Below are 23,986 nucleotides of genomic sequence, written 5' to 3'. Positions count from 1 at the left end.
AGATTAAAAAAACACAGCGAGCGCTGGGCTCGCTGTGTTTTTTATTTGTCCGATGCTCGGCCCGGCCTACTCGCGGACGTCCCAGCGCGGGCCCTTGGGCGTGTCCTCGATGCTCACCCCCGCCGCCGCGAGCAGGTCGCGGATCAGGTCGGCCTTGGCGAAGTCCTTGTCCTTGCGCGCCTGCTGACGCTGCGCCAGGAGGCTGTCGATCACGCCGCCGAGCGCCTGCTCGCGGGCTCCGTCACCGCCGCTGACCACGGGGAAGCTGTCGGCGGCGAGCTCCGGGTAGAGTCGCGGATCCGCGAGCTCGACGCCCAGCACCCACAGGTGCCGAGTCAGGCAGCGGTAGGCCGAGAGCAAGCTGGCGGTGTCGATGGACTCGTCGGTCTCGATCCCGGCGGCGAAGAGCTTGCCGACGTAGTCGAAGACCGCGGCCGTGGCCTTGGGCGTGCCCATGTCGTCGTCCATGGCCGCGATGAAGTCGGCCATGAAGGCCTCGCTGTGCTCGGCGAAGGCCCCGTGGAGAAAGCTCGGGCGCTCTCGGGGCACGCCCTGCTCGCCACGCAAGCTGGCGTAGCGGCTGCACACGGGCAGCTTCAGGGCCTCGTCGTCGACCTCGGCGAGGCGCGTCTCGATCACGCTGAGGACCCGGCGGACCTTGTCGAAGCCCTTGCTGGCCTCGTCGAGCAGCTGCCAGTTGAAGGCCAGGGCCGAGCGGTAGTGGGTCACGCCGTAGAACCAGCGCACGAGGTCCGGGCCGTGGCGCTCGAGCAGCGCGGGGATCGAGATCACGTTGCCCAGCGACTTGCTCATCTTGATCGGCTTGCCGGTCTCGTCGAGCAGCTGCAGGTGGGCGGGGTGCATCCAGTAGCCGACCCAGGGGTGACCGCACAGCGGCTCGGCCTGGGCGACCTCGTTTTCGTGGTGCGGGAAGAGGTTGTCGATGCCGCCGCCGTGGACGTCGAAGTGCGCCCCGAGCAGGGTCGTGGACATCACCGAGCACTCGATGTGCCAGCCCGGGCGGCCGCTGGCCCAGCCCTCGCGCCCCGTGTCCCAGCACGGCTCGCCCTCCTTGCTGGGCTTCCACAGGCTGAAGTCGGCGAAGAAGCGCTTGCGCTGGCGCTCGCTGTCGTCGGTGCGCCCGCTGGCCCCCTCTTGCATGCCCTCGAGGGTCTTGCCGCTGAGCTCGCCGTAGCGCTCGAAGCTGCGCACGTCGTAGAGCACCTCGCCGTCGACGACGTAGGCGTGGCCCTTGTCGATCAGCGCCTCGACGGCGTCGGCCTGCTCGCGCACGAAGTCCGTGGCCCGGGTGTAGGCGGCGTAGTCCTTGATCTTGAGCGTCCGGCAGTCGCGGCGAAAGCCGGCGATCACCCGCTCGGCGTGGTCGAGCTCGCCGACGCCGGCCTTGGCGGCCTCGGAGATGATCCGGTCATCGATGTCCGTGTAGTTGATGACGCTGATCACGTGGTTGCCGCGGTACTCGAGCCAGCGCCGGAACACGTCCCAAAAACAGTAGGTCCGGGCGTGCCCGATGTGCATGTCGGAGTAGACCGTCAGCCCACAGGTGTAGATGCGGACGACCTTCTCCTGGGCCGGGGTGAACAGCTCCTTGCGCTTGGTGCGGGTGTTGTAGACGTGCAAAGCCACGGCGCGGCGTTTATACGCGCGCCGTGGAGGGCTGGCCAGCGTGGCCCGGCGATGGCGCTCGGCGCCCGCGAGCGGGCGGCGAGCCAGCGCTCACAGGGTGACGGAGACCCGGGCCACCGACACCTCCCAGCCCTGCTTGGTGCCCGGGCGGGGGACGAAGGTCAGCACGTAGCCTGGCTCGTAGGCCGTGATCGCCCCGCCGACCTCGGGCATGGCGAAGACCGTGAGCTCGCCATTTTCGAGCAGCAGCATGAAGCGATAGCCGGCCGCGCCCGGCCCGAGCAGCGAGCCGAGATCGACGCCCGTGGACGCGCCGCCGTGGACCACGGCCAGGCGACGCCCGAGCAGCACGGCGGCCGCCTGTGTATCGCCCCCGCTGGTGATCGCCAGCCAGTCGACCTCGCCCTCGACGCGGCGATCGCCGGCGAGCAGAGCCACGTGGCCCTCGCCGTCGAGGCCGACCAGGGGGTAGCCGTGGGGATCGGCGCTCACCGAATTCGCCACGCGCTCACCGAGGGCCGCCATGCGCTCGCCGGCGTCGGAGCGGCTCTCGCCGTGGGCGCGATCGACCACGGTGTTGGGCATGGCTCGCTCGGCGAAGTCCTCGTACTCGCCGCGGCTGAGCTCGAAGAGGCCGTCGAAGTCGTTGCTCGTCAGGCCGGGGCGCCAGTCGACGTAGGCCGAGCTGCCCGCGCAGCCCGCCGTGGCGGCGCCCGAGAGCAGCGCGGCGAGCAGCCCGAGGGCGCCGAGGTGGCGGGTGAGGTTCGTCCGCACGCTCACGCCTCCCCCTGCCCTTCTCGCTCGTCCTGCGTGGGCTCTGGGTCCTGTTCATCGTCGGCCGCCGCCTCCCGGCGGTGGCCATCGAGCGCTCGTGTCGTCCGCTCTCGCTCGGCCCGCGCGGCCTGCTTTTCGGACTTGGTGCGCCCGTGGACGACGCGGTTGCGCTCGGCCTGGGCTCGCTCCTCGGCGCGAAGCTTGCGCTTTCGGAATCGGTTGAGGTTGAGGACTTCGGCCATGCTCGGCTCAGTGTAGGCCAGGAGCGGCCCGACGCCGACAGGGCCGGGCCTCACTCCTCCGTGGCCCCCGAGGCGCGCAGCGCAGCGGCCTCGGCGACGATCGACGGCGGCCCCAGCTCGGATGCCAGCTCGGATGCCAGCTCGGATGCCTGCTCGCACTCCGCCGGCTCTCCCGCCGCCGCCCCGCTACCTCGACCCCGCTCGCTGTGCCCGCGCTCGGCCTGCTCCTGTGCCTCGAGCGCCGACGCCTGCGCGCGATGCTTGGCGGCGAGCCTCGCCTCACCGCGTGACTCGTGCAGCGAGGCGATCGTCGCGTGGGTCTCGGCCTGCCCTGCGCGCGCGCCTCGCTGCTCGTAGACCGCCAGGAGCTCGCCGTAGGCACGCAGCGCCCTGTCCGTATCCCCCCGCGCCCGATGCAGCCGACCGAGGCTCTTGAGCGGGAAGCTCATGAAGGGGTGGCGCGGGCCCAGGCTCGCCTTCCAGATCCGCGCGGCCTCCTCGAGCTCGCGCTCGGCCTCGGCGTAGCGCTTTTGCTGGAGCAGCAAGCTGCCGATGTGGTTGATCGAGCCGGCCACGTCCGGGTGCTCCGAGCCGAGCGCGGCCTCGCGGATCGCCCTGGCCCGGCGGTGCAGCGCCAGGGCGCCGTCGAGGTCCTTTTGCTTGCGACGGATCCCCCCGAGGTTGTTGAGCAGCGTGGCCTCGTGGGTGGTCTCGGCCAGGCCCGCGCGCTCGACCAGGGCCCCGGCCACGGCCGCCCAGGTCTCGCCCTCGGCGGTCCGCGCCTGGCGGTAGCCGATCACGAAGGCCAGCAAGCTCGCCGCGTCGAGGGCGACGACGTCGTGGGCCCCGGCGGTGGCCTGCACGTAGGCGGACTCGGCCGCGGTGATCGCCGCCGGGTAGTCGCCCAAGTTGGTGTGCAGGCGCGCGAGCTCGAGCTCGGCCTCGGCGCTCAGCGGCGCCCAGTCGAGCACCCGCGCCTCGTCGCGGACGGCCTCGGTCAGGTCCAGGGCGTCGCGGTAGTCCCCCGCGAGCTCCAGCCCCTCGGCGCGCTCGAGGCGGGCACGCAGGCCGTCGATCTCCTCGCGGGAGAGCGCCGCGGGCGGCTCGAGCTGGTGCGCCAGCCAGCGCTCGTCGACGCAGGTCGCGACGGGCGGCAGGGCAGCCGCCGCCTCCCCTGCCCGCAGCGCGGTGTTCTCGTCGGGCTCCGACCAGCCGTCGAGGAGCCCCGCCAAGGTGCTGCGGCGATCGTCGAGGCAGGCGTCGATCTGCGCGAGCGCCTCGACCTCGCGGGTGCCCTCGACCCGGGCCGCGACGCAGCTTTGGGTGCGCAGCGCGGCCCAGTCCTGGGCGTAGCGATCGATCCAGCTCGCGCTGCGCGTCCACGCCTCCTCGCCGGACTCGAGCTCCACGAAGACCTCGGCCAGGGCGGCGCGCCGCTCCTCGCTCCAGACCTCGGCGATCGCCTGGCCGTCGCGCTCACAGCCGGCGAGCGCCACCTCGCGCGCCCGCCCGTCGTGGAGCTCGGCGCCAGCAAAGGCCGCGCAGACGATCGTCACACAGGCGGCGCTCGCCAGCCACCAGCGCCGCCGCCGGGTGGGGTCGTCGGCCAGGGCCTCGACGAGGGCGGCCATCGACGGCCAGCGTCGGCTGGGGTCGCTGGCCAGGCCGCGCTCGACGTGGGCCCGCAGCCACGCGGGGACCTCTCGGGCGGGGACCGTGGGCACGCGCAGCTCGCCCGCGAGCGCCGCCTGGACCGACTTGACCAGGGTCGAGGCGACGAAGGGCCGCCTGCCGAAGAGCGCCTCCCACAGCGCCACGCAGAAGCTGAACTGATCGCTGGCCGCCTCGACCTCTCCGCCGAGGAACTGCTCCGGGGACATGTACGCCGGCGTCCCCATCATCGTCCCGGGCCGGGTCAGGCGCTCGTCCATGCTCGACGCGAAGGCCCCGATCCGCGCCGCGAGCTCGCTCTCGTCGAGCCGCCCGAGATCGAGGCCAGGGCCGGGCTCGGGATCGACGAAGACCAGGCCAAAGTCCATGACCCGCACGCTGCCGTCGACGCTGACCATGACGTTGGTCGGCTTGAAGTCGCGGTGGACCAGGCCCGCAGCGTGCACGGCCGCGAGGCCGCGGCCCGCCGCGCGGAAGACCGCGAGGATCTCCGCGCAGCTGCGCGGGCGCTCGGCGAGCCAGCGATCGAGGGTCTGGCCGGCGACGAACTCCATGACGATGAAGCTCAGGCCGCCGAGCTCCCCGATCTCGTAGACCTGCACGACCTCGGGGTGAGACAGGCGGGCCATCGCCTGGGCCTCTCGGAGCATGCGTTGCTGCGCGCAGGCGCTCGCCCGCGCGCCGAGCAGCTTGATGGCTACCTTGCGGTCGAGCTGCTCGTCGTAGGCGGCGTGGACGACCCCCATGCCGCCCTGGCCGAGCTTGTCGAGGAGCAGGTAGCGCCCCAGACGCCCAGGTCGGCCGTCTGATCCAAGGGCCAGGTGCGTGTCGGTGGCGTTCGGCTCGCCCTCCCCACCGACGGCCGTGTCCTCGCAGCCCGAGATCAAGGAGAGGTCGGTGTCTTCATGCCCAAACCCGCTGCTCTCCGTCATTGGACGACCTCGACTCTCACTCGTGCTTGGTCTGCTCGATGGCTGCGCGCGCAGCCGCGGCCAGCCCGCGCGCGGTGAAGGGTTTGGCCAAGAAACGTGCACCCACGGGGAGCTCGCTCTCCGTGCCCGCGTTCTCGAAAGTGTAGCCCGACATCAGCAGCACGGCCCCCAACTTCCTCCGGCGGCGCAGCTCGACGGCCAGGCCGATGCCACTTCCGCCGGGCAGGACCACGTCGGCGATCAGCAGGTCGAAGGGCTGCACCCCCTCGGCGACGACCAGCGCCTGCGCGCGGTTGGCAGCGGTCTCGACGGCGTAGCCATAGTGGCCGAGGACCCGGGCCGCGAGCTCGCGGACCGCGGGGTCGTCTTCGACGAGCAAGACCCGCTCGCTGCCGACGAAGGCGCCGTCGACCTCCCCCTCGAGCTCCTCGATCTCGACGGGCTCGGCGACCCGCGGCAAGACGATCCAAAAGGTCGTGCCGCGCTCGAGCTGGCTGTCCACGGCCATCGCCCCACCAAAGCGCTGGACGATCTCCAGACAGGTAGCGAGGCCGAGGCCGGTGCCCTGGCCGGCGGCCTTGGTGGTGAAGAAGGGCTCGAAGGCCCGGCGGACGACCTCGGGGTCCATGCCCTCGCCGGTGTCGCGGACCTCGACGACGATCTCTTCGCCCTCCTCGCCCTGCTCGATGCGCGAGGAGATGGTCAGCCGCCCGCCCTCGGGCATGGCATCGCGCGCGTTGACGGCGAGGTTGATGAACACCTGCTCGAGCTGGATCGGGTCGACCCGCACGCGCGTGGACTCGGCGCTCAGCTCGGTCACGACCTCGATCAGCCCGCCGCCGATCAGCCGGCGGATCAGCCCCTCGAGGCCGTGGATCAGCTCGCCGAGGTCGACCACCCGCGGCTGGGCGGGGCGCTCGCGGACGAAGGTCAGCAGCTGCTGCGTCAGCGCCGTGGCCCTGCGCGTGGCCTCGAAGACCTGCTCGAGCTCGGCGCATAGCTCGGTGTCGTCCTCGTGGGTCAGCATGACCATGTCGACGGCGCCGCCGATCGCCGTGAGCAGGTTGTTGAAGTCGTGGGCGACGCCGCCAGCCAGCCGACCGACCGCCTCGAGCTTCTGCGCCTGGACCAGCTGGCCCTCGAGCCGGCGCCGCGCGCTGACATCCTGGACCGTGCCGCGCATGTAGGTGGGCTTGCCCTGCGCGTCGCGCTCGACCTGACCGGAGGCCTCGACCCAGCGATCTTCGGCCCCCGGCACGAGCACCCGGTGCTGGATGTAGTAGCCGTCCTCGCCCTCGCTCAGCGAGCGGCTGACCGCCTCGCTGACGAGCTCGCGATCGTCGGGGTGGACGACCCCGAGGTAGGCCTCGTAGTCCTCGGGCGCCCACCCGCGAGCCCGGCCAAAGATCAGCCCGACCTGCTCGGACCACTCGACGAGGTTGGCCGCGACGTCCCAGCTCCAGGTGCCCATGCTCGCGGCCTCGAGCGCCAAGCTGAGCTCGGCCTGCTTGCGCTCGAGCAGCGCCTGGGTCTGGCGCTGCTCCTCGACCTGCATCGCCTGCGCGAGCAGGTCGGCGATCGAGCCGACGAGCAGCATCTCGGGCAAGCTCCAGCGTCGCGTCGCGCCGATGTGCTCGACGCAGAGCACCCCCACGCAGCAGCCCGCGACGACCACCGGGGCGTCGAGCATGGCCGCTGGCCTGGTCTCGAAGTAGGTCACGAAGGCCGCCGTGCGAGGATCCGTGCGCACGTCCTCGACGACGACGACCCGCTCCTCTTCGAGGGCCTGGAAGTAGCGCGGGTACTGCTCGCGGCGCATCGTCACCGCTGCGCCCTCGCTCGCGCCCGCCCCCGCGTCTCCCCCTGCCCGGGGCCGGGCGCGGTCGAGGAAGAACACCCGACGCAGGCAGCTCCGCTCGGCGTCGAACAGCCAGATGCTGACCTGCTCGACGCCGACGAGCTCGGCCACCACCTTGGCCGCCTCGACGAAGGCGCCACTGCGTCCGCCCTCCCGCCAGGCGCGGCTGCGCGACAAGCCTTGCAGCGCCTGGTGGTGACGGATCAGCAGTTCCTCGTCGTCTTTGCCCACCGCTGGCCCACGATACACCCGATTCAGGACAGGCCGACGATCTTCCCGCCCGCGTCGAAGCCAATCTTCTGCGCGGCGGAGCGCTTCGGCATGCCCGGCATCAGCATCAGGTCACCTGTCCGCACGACCACGAAGCCCGCGCCGGCCGACAGGCGCAGCCCGGCGACGCGCAGGCGCCATCCCTGGGGCGCGCCGCGGAGTGTGGGGTCGTCGGAGAGCGAGTGCTGGGTTTTTGCGACACAGATCGGCAACGCGTCGCCGCCATGTTCGCGGACGCGCTCGAGATCTACCTTGGCCGCTTCACTCCAGTCCACCCCATCCGCTCGATAGATCTCCGTGGCGAGACGCTCGATCTTGAGCTCGAGCGGCTGGTCGAGGTCGTAGATCGGGGCGAGCGGCCGGTTGCCCTCGGCCGCGGCCGCGGTGACCTCGTCGGCCAGCGTACGCGTCCCCTCGCCGCCCTTCACGAAGCCCTCGGACACGGCCCAGCGCGCGCCCTCGCCCTCGATCAGCCGCTGGAGCGCCGCGAGCTCGGCGTCGGTGTCGAAGTGGAAGCGGTTGATCGCGACCACCGTGGGCACGCCATATTTGTTGCGCAGGTTGTCGAGGTGCACGCGGGCGTTTGCGAAGCCGCGCTCGAGGGCCGCCACGTCCTCCTCGCCGACCGCCTCGAGCTCGACGCCGCCGTGGAGCTTGAGCGCGCGGCAGGTCACCACGAGCACGGCCGCGGCAGGGAAGTGGCCGAGCTCTCGGCACTTGATATCGAGGAACTTCTCGGCCCCGAGGTCCGCCGCGAACCCGGCCTCGCTCACCGTCCACTCGGCGCTGTGCAGGGCCAGCTCCGTGGCGACGACGCTGTTGCAGCCGTGGGCGATGTTCGCAAACGGCCCGCAGTGGATCAGCGCGGGGGTGTGCTCGATGGTCTGGACGAGGTTCGGGACGATGGCGTCCTTGAGCAGGACCTCGAGGGCGCCGATGCAGTCGAGCTCGCCGGCGCGGACCGGCGCGCCATCGTAGCGCCAGCCGACGATCATCCGCTCGAGGCGAGCCCGCAGATCCGCGCGGTCGCGGGCCAGGGCGAGCACGGCCATGACCTCCGAGGAGGCCGTGATGTCGAAGCCCGTCTCGTGGGGGAAGCCGTCGCTGCGCTTGCCCAGGCCGATCTGGCAGTTGCGCAGCTGGCGATCGCAGATGTCGAGGACCCGCCGCCAGCTGATCTGCTCGAGCTCCCCCGGGGCGGGATCGCGGCCAGCCTTGCGGCGAGCCCGGATCTCGAAGTGCGCCCGGTTGTCGGCCACGGCCGCGAGCAGGTTGTGAGCCGAGGTCACGGCGTGGAGGTCACCCGTGAAGTGCATGTTGATGTCCTCCATGGGCAGGACCTGGGCGTAGCCGCCTCCCGCGGCCCCGCCCTTGATGCCAAAGGTCGGCCCCAAGGACGGCTCGCGCAGGGCCAGGCAGTGCTGGCGACCGGTCTTGCCCAGGCCCTGGGCGAGGCCGATGGAGGTCACGGTCTTGCCGTCGCCAAAGCGCGTCGCGGTCATCGCCGTGACCAGGATCAGCTTGCCCCGAGGACGCTCGGACCGCCGGGCCTCGACCACCGAGAGATCGATCTTGGCCTTGTAGCGCCCGTAGGGCTCGAGCTGATCGGCGCTGAGATCGAGGGTCGCGGCGACCTCGGCGATCGGCGCGAGCTTGGCGGACTGGGCAATTTCGGCGTCGGAGGGCATCGACATGGCGCACGTTCTAACCCGCCTGCATCGGCCTGGGGCGCGCAGCTTGGCGCCAGCCCGAAAAAGGGGCGCACCGCGCCCAGCACTGAACTACCATCCAGTGACCATGCGTGCCCTCGACCTCAGCCCACCGCTCGAGCCAAGGCGCGAAGCCCAAGGCCGCAGCCTCGCCGAGCTCGTCGAGCCGGGGCGCCTCGTCGAGCTCTGCGGCGAGGCGAGGACCAGCGCCGCGGCCTCGATCCTCAGCCAGATCCAGCGATCGGGGGAGACCAGCGCCTGGGTTCAGCCGGGCCCCGGCAGCCTCTACGCCCCCGACCTCGCCGACGCCGGCGTGGACATCGAGGCCCTCGTCGTCGTCCACGTACCCCCCGCCAGCCCCTCCAGGCGCGGCCCCGGGGCGAACGCGAGCCCGCAGTCTGGACCGCGCGGGCCAGCCGGCCAGTGCCGCGCCGCCGAGCTGCTCTTGCGCTCCGGCGCCTTCGGCCTGGTGATCCTCGACTTCGCGGGCGCCGAGCCGCGGGGCTCCGACGCCTGGCAAGGCCGACTCCTCGGCCTCGCCAGGCAGCACGAGTCGCGGGTGCTGATCCTCCGCGACGCCAGCGCGGCCCACCCCTCCCTCGGGCCGCTGATCGGCCTGCGCGTGGCCTCACACCTGGAGCCTGCCGCCGATGAACCCGGCTTCGTCGCGCGGACACGGCGCTCGTGGCTCGTCCACGAGGTCCTCAAGAACAAATCCGGCGGGCCGCTGAGCCCTCACCGCGAGCTGCTCCGCGGACCTTGGGGCCTGGCCTGAGCCGTGCTCCAATGGGCCGCCGTGCCCACACGTCCACTCCCCCTCCAAGCGCTGCTCTCGAGTTCGGTCCTGGCCGCGGCCGTGGGCCTCGGCTGCACCTCGTCCTCCCTCGCCCGCGACAGCGCCGAGCCGACGCAGTGCGCGGCCGAAGCCATCGAAATCAGCGATGCCCGCCAACCGCTGGATGGGCCGAGCTCGTGGACAGCCACCTGCGGCGAGACCAAGCAGGCCTGGTTTTGCTCACGAATTCATCAACGGGTGATCTGCACTGAAGACCCCTCGCCCTGATTGGTTTCACTGAACGGTCGCGCTGAATGGTCGCGCTGAACGGTCGCGCTGATCGAAGGATCGCAGCGCTGACCTTTGGGCCCTGCTCGCGGGTCTGCCCGCGCCCGTGATCGAAGGTCCAACTCCCAGAAGCCGCCGATTTGTGCTCCAATCGTCCCTCGGCGGCGACCCAGTCGCGCCGACTCAGCTGGCACCACCCATGGCCGACTCCCCGCAAAGCAACGTCGTTCGCCTCGATTGGCGCCGCCCTCAGCGAGCCGTGAGTGACGACGACGCGACGCTCAGCATCGTGACGGGCGACGACGACCCCACGATCTCGACGACCATCAACACCGAGGTCGACGACGAGGCGACGATCAGCCAGAGCTCGCCCTACGATCCCAGCGCCTCTGGCGTGAACGCGCGCTCCTCGAGCACGTGGATCAGCTACACCGCCAGCAGCGGTGACGACGACCCCACGATCATTCGTCCCCCGCGGGCGTCCCAGCCAGAGTCCCAGCAAACCACCCAACCAGGCACCAACATGGGCACCAACATGGGCCCCAGCGCTGGCGTCCCGACCAGCGGGACGCGGCCGCTCCAGCCCACCTTGGCCACGAACGAGCCGCTGCCGAACATCGACCCGCGCTATCAGCTGCGCTCGCGCATCGCGACCGGCGGCATGGGCGAGGTCTGGGAGGCCATGCACGTGTCCTTGGGCCGGCCGATGGCGATCAAGTTCCTGACCCACGACGAGGGCGGGCCGCGCTTCTTGCGAGAGGCGCAGGCGATCGCCGCCATCGATCACGAGGGCGTCGTCGACGTGCTCGACTTTGGCGAGGCCGACGACGGCCGGCCCTACTTCGTGATGGAGCTCGTCCGCGGGCAGCCCCTCGATCAGCTGATCCACAGGCAGGGCAGCCCGCTGCCATGGCCCTCGGTCAGGCGCATCGGCCTCGAGATCTCCGACGCCCTCGTCTACGCCCACGCGGCCGGCGTGATCCACCGCGACCTCAAGCCGAGCAACGTCCTGCTCCTCGATCCCCCGCCCCTGCGCGGCTCCTCGACCAAGCTGATCGACTTTGGCATCGCCAAGATCCTCGACGCGAACAAGCCCAAGCTGACCAAGACGGGGACCATCCAGGGCACGCCGGCCTACATGAGCCCCGAGCAGATCCTCGGCGACGAGGTCGACGGCCGCACCGACGTCTACGGCCTCGGCTGCCTGCTCTATTTTCTGCTCACCGGGCGCAAGCCCTTCGACGGCGCGGCCGGGACCCAGGCGCTCTACCACCAGATCCACAACATGCCCCCGCGCTTCGCCGAGGTCGTGCCTGGGCTGCCGATCCCCGCCGCCCTCGAGGCGATCGTCTTTCGTGCGCTCGCCAAGGACAAGAACGCGCGCTTCGAGAGCATGGCGGCGATGCAGCACGCCCTGGCCAGCGTCCCCGTCGACACCCAGGCCAGCGAGTCCGTGATCGGCCCGTCCTTCGCCCACGACAGCATGCGCGACGGCACCAACGCCGTGGAGCTGGCCGCGAACCTGCGCGCCGAGGCCCTCGCCAACAAGCCCAAGACCAGCGCCGACACCACGACGGTCAACGTGCTGATCGTCGCGGTGGTCTTGCTGCTCGCCGCCCTCGCGACCCTCGCCTGGTTCACCTTGACGTAGTCGAGCGCCCGGCGACGCGGGCAGACGATCTCGACTCGACGCTCGCAAAGCTCGCCTGTGGCCGCCCTCGCGGCCCATGCTCGAGCCTCGGGCGCGCCGCCCCACGCGGGCGGCTGGGCGTGTTTGCGGCCTGGGCAGCGGCACCCGCTGGCCTGCCCGCGACAGCTGGTCATGGCGCCCGGGGTCTCCTACCGTCGCAGGGATGTCCGCGCAGCGACGGCCCTCCTGGACGGCTCTGCTCCTCTTGCTCGCCTGGGTCGGCGCCAGCGCCTGCGTGCAGGCCCGCGCGCCCATGGCCGAGAGCCTCGCCCCGCTGCCCGCGGACGAGCTCGAGGCGCGCGCCCAGCTCGGCGCCCTCGGCAGCATGGGCGAGACCGCCGACGCCCTCGCGCGCACGGCCGCCGCCGCGCGAGAGGCCGCCGCGCTCGGCAACCTCGACGAGGCCGGGGCCTTCGCCCGCGAGCACCTCGACCTCGCCCGCGGCGCGTCGGTCATCGCCACCCTCGGCGATGATCCCCTCGCCCGCGACGACGCCCGCGAGCGCCTCGACGCCGCCGCGCGCGTGGCCGTGGACATCGGCGACACCATCCTCGACGGCCGCCTGGTCCTCGAGGCCGCCCAGTTCCTGCGCGAGCCCAAGCGCGCCCGCCGGGCGATGTCCCGGGCGCTGCTGACCACCTACGAGGCCGACATCGGCTGGGGCTACGCCCGGCTGTGGCAGGTGTTCGCCCGCGACCCCGAGCGCCTCGTCGCGCTCCAGCGCCTGCGCTGGCGCTCCTACCAGGGCATGCGCATGCCCGCCAACACCCCGCGGCTGTCGCCCGAGCAGCTCGCCGCGCTCGGCTCGGCGGGCCTCGACATCCTCTGGGTCGAGGCCGATCGCGCGGCCCGGGAGGATCGGCGCGAAGACTACCGCCGCTGGCTCGACGCCCTGCTCACGGCCGATCCCTGGGACCCCGACGCGATGGCGGCCGACCTCGTCCTCGACGCCCTCGCGCGCGAGGAGATCGCCGACGACCCCGACCTGCTCCCCGATCTCGCGGCGAGCACCGACGACATCATCGGCGTCCAGGCGCGCTGGCAGCTGCGCCACCAGGCCGCCCCCCAAAGCCGCGCCCTCGCCCTCCAGCGGGCCACGCTGAGCCTGCGCTATCGCGCCTTTGGTGACCTCGCCGAGCAGCTCGCGGAGATCGACGCCCTCGCGGGCGATCCCAGCCGCGCGGCCGACTCCCTGCAGGACACCCTGCACGCGCTCGCCGAGCTCGAGCGCGGCGACGCGGCCGGGCTGCGCGACTTCAAACGCTGGCGACGCCGAGCCGGTGCCAAGCGCTCCGACAACCTCTCCGCCAGGCTCGCGAGCTTCGACGAGCCCACCGCCCCCGAGGACCACGCCGAGGCCGCCCTCGACGCGGCCCGCCAGCGCGTCGACGCCAACCGCGGCCGCGACTTGCCCCGGCTGCCCACGGGCGACATGGCGACGACCCTGCTCGACGCCGACCAGCCCTCGCGCAGCCGCGAGCGCGCCCACGCCGGCTTCGCCGGGGTCGATCCCTCGCTGGGGTCCATGCTCGCGCAGTGTCGCGAGCGCGAGCTCTTTGGTGACGACTGCCGCGATCTCGTCGCCGAGCTCGGCAAGCTCACCTTCGCCTCGCCGGACTACCCCGATGGCCTCGGCGCCCTCGACCTCGCCGCGAACACGCGCTCGTCGTGGTTCGCCCCGATCCCCCAGCTCGAAAACGATCAGCTCCTGGCGATCCGCGAGCGCCTGCTCGCGTTCGAGGGCAGCCGGCTCGCGGCCACCACCCACTACCAGACCGCGGCGCTGAGCACCGAGCTCGCCGCCAACCGCCCCGACCTCGCCCAGGCCCGCCTCGATCGCGCCGGCGCGCTGCTGCGCAGTGAGACCCGAGCGATCGCCGAGATGATCTTGCGCGACCTCGACGAGGGCCTGCTCGACCCCACCGCCTTGCCCGATCGCTTCCTCGACGTGCCGCCGCCCCCAGAGGCCGGCGAGACGCGGCACTTCTACCTGCTCGTGTCCACGCCCCCAGACGAGCTCAACCCGCGCTCGCGCCTGTGGATGGCGGCCACGGCCCTCATGCACGCGCGCGACGGCGCCTGGAAGATGGCGAGCGCCCAGTTCGCCGAGCTCCTCCCTCTGCTCGAGGGCACCAGCGAGCGCTTCGTCGCCGGGCGCATGGCCCTGGCTGCCCAGCTCGCCCAAGAGCCCGCGCTGCGCGACCGCGCCCTGACCATCCTCGAGGCCGAGGCCCCGCGCGCCTTCCTGGCCGCGTACACGCGCGCGCGCGTGGCCGAGGACGCCGGCAAGACCGAGCTCGCCCACGCGCTCTACCTCGACGCGCTGCGCCGGCAGCCACGCGACAGCGCCGCCTTCACGGGCGCGCTGCGGACCGCGGCCAGCGAGCGCCTCGAGCTCGCCCGCGTCCGCGAGTCGATCTTGCTCTTCCCCGACGCGGACATGCACTGGGAGAGCCAGGAGCTGCTCGAGGCCGCGGATCCCCAGCTCGCCGCGGCCAGCGGCCTCGACGGCCCGCTGTTCACGGCGCTGTGGCTGGCGCGCGACGACGGCGACGCGCTCCTGGCTCTGGGTGAGCCCGCCACCCGCTTCCAGCCGACCGCCCTGCGGGGCCTGTGGCGCCTGCACGAGGTGCTGCAAAACTCGCCCTCGCCCGAGCAGGCCTTCCCCGTCGCCGCGCGGACCTTGGCCTGGATCAGCGCCATGCCCCCCAGCACCCGGGTCGTCCTCCCCCGAGAGCGCGAGACCGAGCTGTGGCTGACCGCCCTCGTCGGCGACCGAGACGAGCTCGAGGCCCTCGCCAACGCCGACTACCGCCGCTTCGGCGTCCCCCAGCCCACATCCCCGACCCACGCCGCGCTGCTGCTCGCGGACGCCCGCGCGCGCGGAGACATCGATGACCTCGCCTCCTGGTCCATGGTCCGCGAGCAGCTGTGGGACATCGAAGATCCCTTCGCGTCTGCCCACGTCGCCGAGCTCTACGCCCCCACGCGCAAGCCGAGCCTGGCCCAGCTCGCCTGCCTGCGCATGTTCCAGCGCGACGAGATCGAGCGCGGCGCCGAGCGCTGCGTGCCGCTGTGGACCGCCCTCGACGGCAGCCCCTTCCTCGCCGCCGACCTGACCTTCGTCGCCCTCAACCGCCCCGAGCTGCTCGAGGGCCGCCTCGAGCCCGACGCGCTCTTCACCGCGGCCGCGGCCATGCCCGAGCTCGCCGAGGATCCCGTGTGGCTGCTCAACGCCTCGCTGTGGGCGTCCCTGCGCGGCGACCACGAGCAGGGCGCGGCCCTGCGCACGCGTCAGCTCGCCCTCGAGGCCTCGCTGGCCTCCGAGCCCGACGACCTCGAGCTCGCCCAGGCTCGCTACCGCGGGCCGCTGCTGCGCCAGCAGATCCTCGACGCCTTCAGCCTCGGCGATCGTCGGCAGTGGGTCCTGGCCGCGAACTCGGCCGTGCGCGGCCTCGATCTGATCGCCGCCGAGTACTACGCCCAGCGCCTGCTCTTTTGGCTGCCCCCGGCCTCGGTGGGAGACGAGGCCCCCGAGCTCACGGCCGCCTCCCCCGAGGCCCTCGCCTACAGCCGGCTCGAGGGCGAGATCAGCGACGCGGAGCTGCGCTCGGCGGCCCTCTACTTCCTCGAGCTGAGCGCGCTGATCCGCGCCGATCTCGACGCCGGCCGGGTCGAGCGCGAGGCGATGTACGCGATCATCGACGCCAACGCCGAGGACGATCCCGGCGCCCTCGCGGCCCTCGAAGCCCTGGCCACGGACAGCCCCGACAGCCACGTGCTCCAGCTGATGCTGCTCTCCGAGCTCCGCGCGACCCACATGCGCGAGCGCGCCACCGACATCGCCCGCGCCCTGGTCGAGCGCTACCCCGAGTCTCCCCTGATCCTCTCCCAGGCCCTCCCCCTGCTGACCGGCCCCGAGGATCTCACCCACGCCCAGGCCCTGCTCGCCCGCGCCCGCGAGCTCCACCCCGACCACCCCTGGCTGAGCGACGAGCAGCTCCCGGGGCTGCTGACCGGCAGCGACGGCCTGTTCGCGCCCTGGCTGCGCGACCCCGAAGCCTTCGCCCAGCGCCTCGCGGCCATCGGCCCCGACACCCTCGCCGCCCTCGCGCCCAAGCGCCGCATGTCCGAGGCGGTCTCCGGCGAGGCCTTCTTCCCGGCCGACACCACCCCGAACGGCGAGGGCAAGCTCGGCGTGTACTCGACCGTGCCGGGGATGGAGGACGCCGACGAAGGCGAGGCCTACAACCGCGCGCAGTTCGTGATCCGCGAGCCTCGGGCCTCGCGCTGCGAGGGCATGGGCTGCGCCGAGGCGCTGATCGCCGAGTGGATGGGCCGCGACTACGCGCTCTTGTGGACGCGCGAGCTCGAGCTCCCGGCCGGGCCGGCCGTGGAGTTCCTGGTCAGCGACGGCGAGGCGATGATCGACAACGTGCTCGTGCCCACGGGCGGCAACTTGTTCGTGCTCGTGTCCGGGACCACGCCGGCGGACTTCGAGGCCTTCTTGCCCCACGTCGCCCTGCTCCACCAGAGCTTTCGACCCCTCGACCTCATGCTCCCGGCGAGCGCCGCCGAGACCCTGCGCGTCGCGGGGGCCCGACCGCCCGCGGACGCGCTGCGCCTGCGCGCGCGCCTGGCCGTCGGCGAGCACGACGATCCCCAGCGCTGCCCCCTCGAGGCCGACCCCACCCTGGCCGCGAGCTGGCGCGGGCTCGAGTCGAGCGCCCGCGCCGAGCTGCTCTTCGATCTCTTCTTGACCACGCGCAGCTCGGACCAGCGCCGCGCCCTGCTGGCCTGCCTCCCGCCCACGGATCCCGCCGCCGCGCGCCTGGCCCTGGTCGCCCTGCTCGACACCCACGCCGCCGTCTACGAGTGGGGCCGCGCGGCGACCCGCGCCCACCCCAAGCGGGTCATCGACGACAGCCGGCGGGTGCTCTACGACCCCCCCGAGCCCGCGACCTCGGATCCGCGCTTGACCCTGTCCGGGTCCCAGCCGGCCTTTGGCCTGCTCCAGGTCATCGCCGCCCTCCCCCTGGCCGAGGCCCAGGCGCTGACCCGCGAGCTGCTCGCCTATCGCGACCCGCGGCTGCGCGCCATCGCCCTGGCCGCGCCCGCGACCATGGACTACTCGGGTTCGGGATCGGGTTCGGGTTCGGGCGCTGACCAGATCCGGACGGCCGCCGCTGCCCTGCGCGAGGTCGTGCGCAACGGCCTGCCCGCCGACGCCCTGCTCGCCGCGCGCAGCCTCATGGAGGCGCCGAGCGCCGAGGACCTCGCCGCCCTGCGCGAGCGCGCCGACGCCCTGATCTCCGCCGGCGTCGACGACGAGGGCAGCCGCGCCCTCGCCCTCGAGCTCGCGTGGATCCTCGCCCGGCGCCTCGACAAGGCCGACCGCAAGCGCCTGACTCGCCTCGCCGAGGCCGTCGACTTCGACCCGGCCGACGGCAAGCACAGCCGCGCCGAGGGCACCCACGCGGCGATCACCGCGATCCTCGAGGACTACGCGGAGGGCCGCTCTTTGACCGGCCAAAACCGCCTCCCGACCCACGACGAGACCCCCGCGCGCTGGGCCCGAGCGCTGCGCTCCAAGCCCGCGCCGCGCGGCCGCGAGGCCCTGGCCAGCACCCCCCTCGCCGAGCTGCTCCCCGGCCGCGACTGGACCTTCGTGCGGGTCGGCGACGCCGGGCTGTTCGCGACCAGCCTCGAGGGCCTGCTGCGCCGGCTGACCCCGGCCCAGTCCACCGACGCCTACCTGGTCCGCGCGCTGATCCACGACTCTGTGCTCTCGGACAATTTTGCGATCTTCGCCGCCGACCCCGAGCGCGGCGGCGGCCTCGACCTCGCCGCGCCGATCGAGTGCGCCTCGCCCAAGGGCAACGAAGGCTTCGTGTGCTCGGCGAGCATCGACGATCGCGAGCAGCTGCTCGCGACCCTGGCCGCCCGCGAGCTCGGCGACGACGCCGGCGTGGCCATCCCCATGAGCGTGGCCACGGAGTTCGCCGCCCTCCCGCTGAGCCTCGGCGGCCTGCCCATCGCCCTGCACACCATCGTCGAGGCCACCGAGGAGGAGCTCGAGTACGACGAGGCCCCCCTCGTCGCCGCCGAGCGCCTGCGCGCGACCCGGGAGATCGCCGGCTACGAGCTCGAGTACTACGCGACGGTCGAGCTGCGTACCAACCGGATCATCGTCGACTCGGAGCACTACCTGATCCTCGGCGATCGTCTGCTCGTGTTCTCGGGCAGCCACCTGGCCGAGCAGCTCCTGCGCGAGCCCCCGGCGGGCGTCGACACGCTGGCCAGCCAGCCCGAGTTCACCCGGGCCACGGCGAGCTGGCGCGACGGCGTGGCCATGCAGGCCTTCGATCTCAGCGAGACCCTGGGCCTGCCCGAGCTCGCCCTCGAGCTCGCCCTCGACAACGAGGGCCTCGAGTTCTCGGCCACGGCCACGGCCGCGGCCGTCGGTGGCCTCGGGAGCCTCGACGCGCTGCTGCCCGCGGACCCGGTCTCGCGGATCGCCCTCGCCCTCGAGCCCGGGGCGCTCGCCGAGTCCTACGAGGAGGACGAGGACCTCGCCCGCTGCGCCGACCACGGCCTGATCGGTGAGCGCGCGCCAGCCAAGCACGCCAAGCTGCCCGAGCGCGCCGCGAGCTCGTCTCGCTGTGGCCTCGTCGCCGACGACAAGCTCCCGCCCCTGGTCCTGGTCGAGGCCGCCTCGGCCGTGGCCCTGGGCTGGTACCCCGCCGAGGGCGACGCGCTGTGGCAGCCCTGGGTGCTCGCCATGCCCCTCGACGCCAAGCTGCGCCGGGCCGCCCGCGCGGCCGAGGTCGAGCTGCCCGCGGCCGGTCAATTGCTCGAGCAGCGCGGGCTGTTTTGGCAGCACCGCGACGGCGCCCTGGTCGTGGCCAGCACCCGCGCCCTGGCCGAGGCCGCCCAGGCCCTGCCCGCGCCCGCTGCCCGCCCAGCTGGCGCCCCCCTGCCCTTCGTCCGCGGCGGCCTCGACGGCTCCCGCGCGGCCGCGGTCGTCCGCGCCCTCGCGGGCCGCTACGCCGGGGACCGGCGCGCCGACTACCTGCGTCTGCTCGCAACCATGATCGGCCTGGTCGAGGACGTCGAGCTCAGCGGCGACTGGACCCAGGGCCCCGGCGAGGGCGGCCAGCTGCGCGCCCGCGTGCGCCTGCACCTCGCCGAGTCCGAAGAAGAGCTCGCGCTCATCGATCGCTGGCTCGCCAACCCCGAGATCTCGAACGCCAGCAAGCTGCCCCGCAGGCTCACCCGCGACGAGACCGAGCGCGGCCTGGCCTACCGCATTCGCGTCGAGGACGCGGCCAGCTTCGCCCGCACGGCCCTGCCCGACAAAAACCCACGGATCCGCGCCGAGGTCGTCGGCGATGACGAGCTGCGCCTGGTCGTCTTGCCCTCCGCGGCCGTCCCAGCCAACACGAAGGTGTCCATCGACGCGGCCGAGCGCGAGCGCATGCTCGCCGCCGACGGCCTGATCCGCGCCGACGCGCCCGCGCTCGTCGAGATCGCCAGGTCCCTGCGCGTCGCCAACGACGACGCCGCGACGGTCCGCGCCGTGATCGACTGGGCCCACGATCACGTCCGCTACGAGATCACCCCGACCAGCCTCGACGCCGTGGCGATCCTCGAGCGAGGGGCCGGCGACTGCACCGAGTACGCCCTGCTCGCCGTCACCGTGCTCCGGGCCGCGGGCATCCCCGCCAAGGTCCAGGAGGGCATGGCCGCCAGCGGCGAAGAGATGGTCGCCCACGCCTGGGTCGCGTGGCACGACGGCCAGCGCTGGCGCGAGGCCGATCCGACCGCCGGCACCGACCACGTCGGCGCGGGTCACCTCGAGCTCGAGGTCGTCGACGTGCTGGCGATGATCTCTCTGGGCCACTTCGAGGTCCTCGCCATCGACCCGATCTAGCCTCGTTTGGGCCTCGTTTGGGCCTCGTTTGGGCCTCGTTTGGGCCCACTTCACGCCGCGCCTTCGTCGAGAGCGGCGATATCTCCAGGCTGGCGCGGAATCGCTCAACTAATTTGGATCGGGATCGACCCGATCTTCGACTCACCTCCAGAACCGATCCACCAGGTGCCCTGCGGCCTTCCAGTCTCCCCCCCGAGGCACTAGAGTCCCGGCGTCATCCGCTCTCCCCCGCAACAACGAGACAATTCATATGAACTTTGAAGAGATCGGCAAAAACCTCGGCCTCCCGGACTCCATCATCGCCATCTTGCCCACCATCGTCGACGTCCTGCTCGCGCTGCTGATCCTCGTCATCGGCTTCATCGTCGCGGGCGCCGTCGGCTCCCAGCTGTCCAAGACCCTGCAAAAGCGCAAGGTCGACAAGTCGCTGGCGGGCTTCTTGGCCTCGCTGCTGCGCTGGCTGCTGATCGCCGCCACGGTCATCATCGTCCTCGGCCGCTTCGGCTTCGAGACCACCAGCTTGGTCGCGCTGCTCGGCTCCGCTGGCATCGCCATCGGCCTGGCCCTCCAGGGCAACCTCTCGCACTTCGCCAGCGGGGTGATGATCCTGTTGTTCCGGCCGTTCAAGGTCGACGACTACATCGCCAGCAGCGGCTACGAGGGCACCGTCAGCGAGATCGGGCTGTTCACCACCACGCTGGTGACCCTCGACAACGAGACCGTGATCATCGCCAACAGCGCGGTGATCGGCGGGCCGCTCGTCAACTACACCACCCGCGGAAGCCGCCGCGCGCACGTCGAGGTCGGCGTGGCCTACGGCAGCAAGGTGCCCCAGGTGCTCGAGATCCTGACCGCCGCCGCCAAGCGCTGCGACGCGGTGCTCAGCGAGCCCGAGCCCTTCACCGCCTTTACCGGCCTGGGCGACAGCTCGATCAACTTCACGATCCTCGCCCACTGCAAGCCCGGCGAGTACGCCGCCTTGCTCCATCAGGTGCGGACCGCCGCCTACGAGGAGCTCGACAAGGCGGGGATCGAGATTCCCTTCCCGCAGGTCGTCGTGCACAAGGCCGCCAACGACTGAATGTGGACATCTGCGCGTCATCGCGCAGAGTCTTCACTCCAGCTCGGGCCCGCTGATCATGCACATGGATCAGCGGGCCCATTGCGTCATCCTCCCCACGGTTTTATCACTCGCCCACTTCGCTCATGAACGCCTCCACGCTTCCCCGCCTCGTCCTGCCCACCCTCTGCGGTCTGAGCCTCGCCTTGCTCGCAGGCTCGGCACTCGCCGCGTCCCCGGAAGAGGATCCAAACGTGCCCAAGGGCACCGCCAGCCAGAGCGACGCCAGCTCGGGCTCCACCGAGCTCGGCACCGGCGACAAGTTCTCCACGGCCAAGCAGCTGCCCGCCGATGAGGCCGCCGCGGCCGAGGGTGAGGCGGGCGAGCCCGATCCCCACGCCAACGACGTCACGGAATTCGACATCGCGCTCGGCGGCATCTTCAACACCGGCAACTCCCGCGCCATGGCCGGGACGGCGCTGACCAACTTCCGCCTGCGCCGGACCATCCACCAGTTCACGGCCCAGGCCGCCGGCAACATCGGCGCCCAGGGCATGGAAGACGACAACGGCGACCCCGACGGCTACGAGAAGTCCGTCGCCAACGTCCAGGCCCTGGCCCGCTACGACGTGTTCTTCGCCGAGCGCTGGACGGCCTTCTTGCAGGCCACGGTCCGCCACGACCGCTTCCAGAGCCTCGACCTGCGCCTCAACGTCGATCCGGGCGTCGCCTTCTACGCGCTCAACAAGCCCAAGCACCGGCTGTGGTTCGAGGCCGGCTACGACTTCCAGTACGACCTGCGCTACACCGAGGGCCCCGAGCTCGACGGCCAGCAGATCCTGCTCGACGGCATGGGCGATCAGGTGACCTCCGAGGTCGACGACGGCATGGGCGGCACGACCACCGAGCCGACCTACGTCGACCCCTACCTCGTCAACCACGCCGTGCGCCTCTACGCTGGCTACTCCAACAAGCTCTCGGACAAGGTCAGCTTCGACACCGGCCTCGAGTACCTGCAGAGCGTGATCGTGGCCAAGCGCTTTCGCCTCAACTATCTGGCCGCCCTCAACACGCAGCTCTTCGAGCGGCTCTCGCTCGCGGTGACCTTCACCTTGCGCTACGAGAACGACCCCCTGCCCGACGTCCTGCGCCTCGACACGATCACCGCGGTGTCCTTGGCCTACCGCTTCTTCTGATCCGTGAGCGACGACCTCCGCGCGCTCGCGGGGCTGCTGACCACGCGGCGCCTCGGTCGAGTCCACGAACACCACGCGAGCATCGCCTCGACCAACGACCGCGCCCTGGCGTGGCTGGGCGACGCGAGCGCGCCGGCTCCCGACGGCGCCCTGGTCAGCGCCGATGCCCAGACCGCGGGCCGCGGCCGGCGGGGGCGCGCGTGGGTCTCCCCGCCCGGTGAAGACCTCTACGCCAGCGTGATCCTCCGCCCCGGGGCCCCCGCGGCCGGCTTTGAGGCCGTCGCCCTGGCCGTGGGCGTGGGCCTGCGCGAGGGCCTGCTGCGCGCCCTCGCAGGCGCCAACACCCACGGCCTGCCCATCGCGGCCAGCGAGCTCACCCTCAAGTGGCCCAACGACCTGCTCCTCGGTGGGCGCAAGCTCGCCGGCATCTTGTGTGAGAGCCGGGTCCGCGGCCGCGAGATCGAGCTCGTGATCGGCTTTGGGGTCAACGTCCAGCGCCGGCGCTTCCCCCCCGAGCTCGACGGGCTGGCGACGAGCCTGGCGCTGACCCTGGCGCCCCTCGAGCGCGCCCAGGTCCCCGGTCGCGCCGAGCTCCTGGCGGCGATCCTCCACGAGCTCGAGGCCGTCCTCGAGCGCTTCTTCGTCGGCGGCTTCCCGGCGATCCGCCCGCGCTACGAGCCGCACTGCCTGGTGCTCGGGCGAAGCGTGGCGATCGAGGATCCCGATGGGGTGCGCCGCCCGGCCACCGCGCTGGGCCTCGACCACGACGGCGCCCTGCGGGTCCGGGATCACGCGGGCGTCGAGCGCCGAGTCGAGAGCGCCGACGTCTGGCTGGCCGAGCCGGCGCCGGCTCCCGAGCCGGCTCGGGAGCCGACTCCCGAGCCGACTCCCGCGGGCGATCGCTGACCGACCTAGCAGACAGCGCCGGACCAACGCCCGACTGCGCTCGCTGACCTCGGTCGCTGATCTCGGTCGCGCCCCGTGCTATCCCAGGGCCCCGTGCTGATCCGCGACCGACTCGCCCACAAGCGCCCGGTATATAGCTTCGAGTTCTTCCCGTCCAAGGACGAGGCAGGAGAGCGCGCGCTGTGGCGCAGCCTCGCCCACCTCTCGCGCCTGCGCCCCGACTTCATCTCGGTCACCTACGGCGCCGGGGGCAGCACCCGCGCGCGGACCATCGAGCTCGTCGGGCGGATCAAGCGGGAGCTCGACATCGAGCCCATGGCCCACCTGACCTGCGTGGGCTCGACCCGCGACGAGCTCGCCGAGGTCATCGACGGGCTGAGCGAGCAGGGCGTGCAGAACATCCTCGCCCTGCGCGGCGACCCGCCCCGGGGCGAGAAGACCTTCGAGCCGACCCCCGGGGGCTTTCGCTACGCCAGCGAGCTGATCGCGTGGATGCGCGAGCGCTGGCCGCAGCTGTGCATCGGCGCCGCCTGCTACCCCGAGGTCCACCCCGAGGCGAGCAGCCCCGAGGACGACCTGGCCAACGTCAAGCGCAAGGTCGAGGCCGGCGCAGACTTCTTGATCACCCAGCTCTTCTTCGACAACGCGACCTTCTTCGAGTTTTGCGACAAGCTCCGCGGCGTCGGCGTGAACGTGCCCGTGCTCGCGGGGATCATGCCGGTCACCAACATCAAGCAGATCCAGCGCTTCACCAAGATGTGCGGCGCGACGATCCCTCAGGTGCTCCACGACCGCCTCGACGAGCTCGGCGCGGAGGGCCGCCCCGATCCCCACGAGGTGTTCTGGACGGGGGTCAGCTACGCCGCCCACCAGTGCCGCGAGCTGCTCGTGCACCCGAACCCCGGGCCCTTCGCCGGCCGCGGGGAGCTCGGGGTCGCGGGCCTGCACTTTTATACGCTCAACCGCTCCCCCGCGACGCGGGCGCTGTTCGAGATGCTCCACCTCAGCGCGCCGATGCGCTGAGCCGCTCAGCCC

The 23,986-nt window shown here is 72.2% G+C and carries 14 protein-coding genes; 8 read left to right on the top strand and 6 right to left on the bottom strand.

The annotated features are described in order from the left end of the window. Positions 1-66: 66 nt before the first annotated feature. The 6 genes from cysS to G6O69_RS25535 all read right to left on the bottom strand — a co-directional run bounded on the left by cysS (position 67) and on the right by G6O69_RS25535 (position 9,088). Positions 67-1,647, bottom strand: coding sequence for a cysteine--tRNA ligase (cysS, locus tag G6O69_RS25560; RefSeq protein WP_172306120.1), 1,581 nt, complete (start codon positions 1,645-1,647; stop codon positions 67-69). Positions 1,648-1,737: 90 nt separating this feature from the next. Next, positions 1,738-2,421, bottom strand: a complete 684-nt coding sequence (locus tag G6O69_RS25555) for a hypothetical protein (protein WP_172306119.1) — start codon at positions 2,419-2,421, stop codon at positions 1,738-1,740. A 2-nt stretch (positions 2,422-2,423) separates the two neighbouring features. After that, positions 2,424-2,663: a DUF4169 family protein gene (locus G6O69_RS25550; protein WP_172306118.1), complete on the bottom strand. Its 240-nt coding sequence runs from the start codon at positions 2,661-2,663 to the stop codon at positions 2,424-2,426. A gap of 50 nt (positions 2,664-2,713) precedes the next feature. Next, positions 2,714-5,266, bottom strand: a complete 2,553-nt coding sequence (locus G6O69_RS25545; RefSeq protein ID WP_172306117.1) for a serine/threonine-protein kinase — start codon at positions 5,264-5,266, stop codon at positions 2,714-2,716. A gap of 16 nt (positions 5,267-5,282) precedes the next feature. Beyond that, on the bottom strand, positions 5,283-7,355 hold the full coding sequence (locus tag G6O69_RS25540) for a PAS domain-containing hybrid sensor histidine kinase/response regulator (protein ID WP_172306116.1): 2,073 nt from the start codon (positions 7,353-7,355) through the stop codon (positions 5,283-5,285). Positions 7,356-7,378: 23 nt separating this feature from the next. Next, positions 7,379-9,088: a formate--tetrahydrofolate ligase gene (locus tag G6O69_RS25535; RefSeq protein WP_217909911.1), complete on the bottom strand. Its 1,710-nt coding sequence runs from the start codon at positions 9,086-9,088 to the stop codon at positions 7,379-7,381. A 103-nt stretch (positions 9,089-9,191) separates the two neighbouring features. Between G6O69_RS25535 and G6O69_RS25530 the strand changes: the two genes are divergently transcribed. The 8 genes from G6O69_RS25530 (at position 9,192) to metF (ending at position 23,974) form a co-directional block, all read left to right on the top strand. Then, positions 9,192-9,878, top strand: a complete 687-nt coding sequence (locus tag G6O69_RS25530) for a hypothetical protein (protein WP_172306115.1) — start codon at positions 9,192-9,194, stop codon at positions 9,876-9,878. 21 nt (positions 9,879-9,899) lie between these two features. Further along, positions 9,900-10,166: a hypothetical protein gene (locus G6O69_RS25525; protein ID WP_172306114.1), complete on the top strand. Its 267-nt coding sequence runs from the start codon at positions 9,900-9,902 to the stop codon at positions 10,164-10,166. A gap of 259 nt (positions 10,167-10,425) precedes the next feature. Next, a complete protein-coding gene (locus G6O69_RS25520; protein ID WP_172306113.1) occupies positions 10,426-11,817 on the top strand; it encodes a serine/threonine-protein kinase in 1,392 nt (463 codons plus the stop codon). A gap of 202 nt (positions 11,818-12,019) precedes the next feature. Continuing rightward, positions 12,020-19,789: a transglutaminase-like domain-containing protein gene (locus G6O69_RS25515; protein ID WP_172306112.1), complete on the top strand. Its 7,770-nt coding sequence runs from the start codon at positions 12,020-12,022 to the stop codon at positions 19,787-19,789. A 250-nt stretch (positions 19,790-20,039) separates the two neighbouring features. Then, positions 20,040-20,870: a mechanosensitive ion channel domain-containing protein gene (locus G6O69_RS25510; RefSeq protein WP_172306111.1), complete on the top strand. Its 831-nt coding sequence runs from the start codon at positions 20,040-20,042 to the stop codon at positions 20,868-20,870. Positions 20,871-20,995: 125 nt separating this feature from the next. Beyond that, complete coding sequence (locus tag G6O69_RS25505; protein WP_172306110.1) at positions 20,996-22,045, top strand: DUF481 domain-containing protein; 1,050 nt, start codon at positions 20,996-20,998, stop codon at positions 22,043-22,045. A gap of 3 nt (positions 22,046-22,048) precedes the next feature. Next, on the top strand, positions 22,049-22,951 hold the full coding sequence (locus G6O69_RS25500; RefSeq protein ID WP_172306109.1) for a biotin--[acetyl-CoA-carboxylase] ligase: 903 nt from the start codon (positions 22,049-22,051) through the stop codon (positions 22,949-22,951). A gap of 93 nt (positions 22,952-23,044) precedes the next feature. Next, positions 23,045-23,974, top strand: coding sequence for a methylenetetrahydrofolate reductase [NAD(P)H] (gene metF / locus G6O69_RS25495; RefSeq protein WP_172306108.1), 930 nt, complete (start codon positions 23,045-23,047; stop codon positions 23,972-23,974). The last annotated feature ends 12 nt before the right edge of the window (positions 23,975-23,986 follow it).

The sequence above is a fragment of the Pseudenhygromyxa sp. WMMC2535 genome (assembly GCF_011083025.2).
This window is presented reverse-complemented; position numbering and strand designations above follow the sequence as displayed.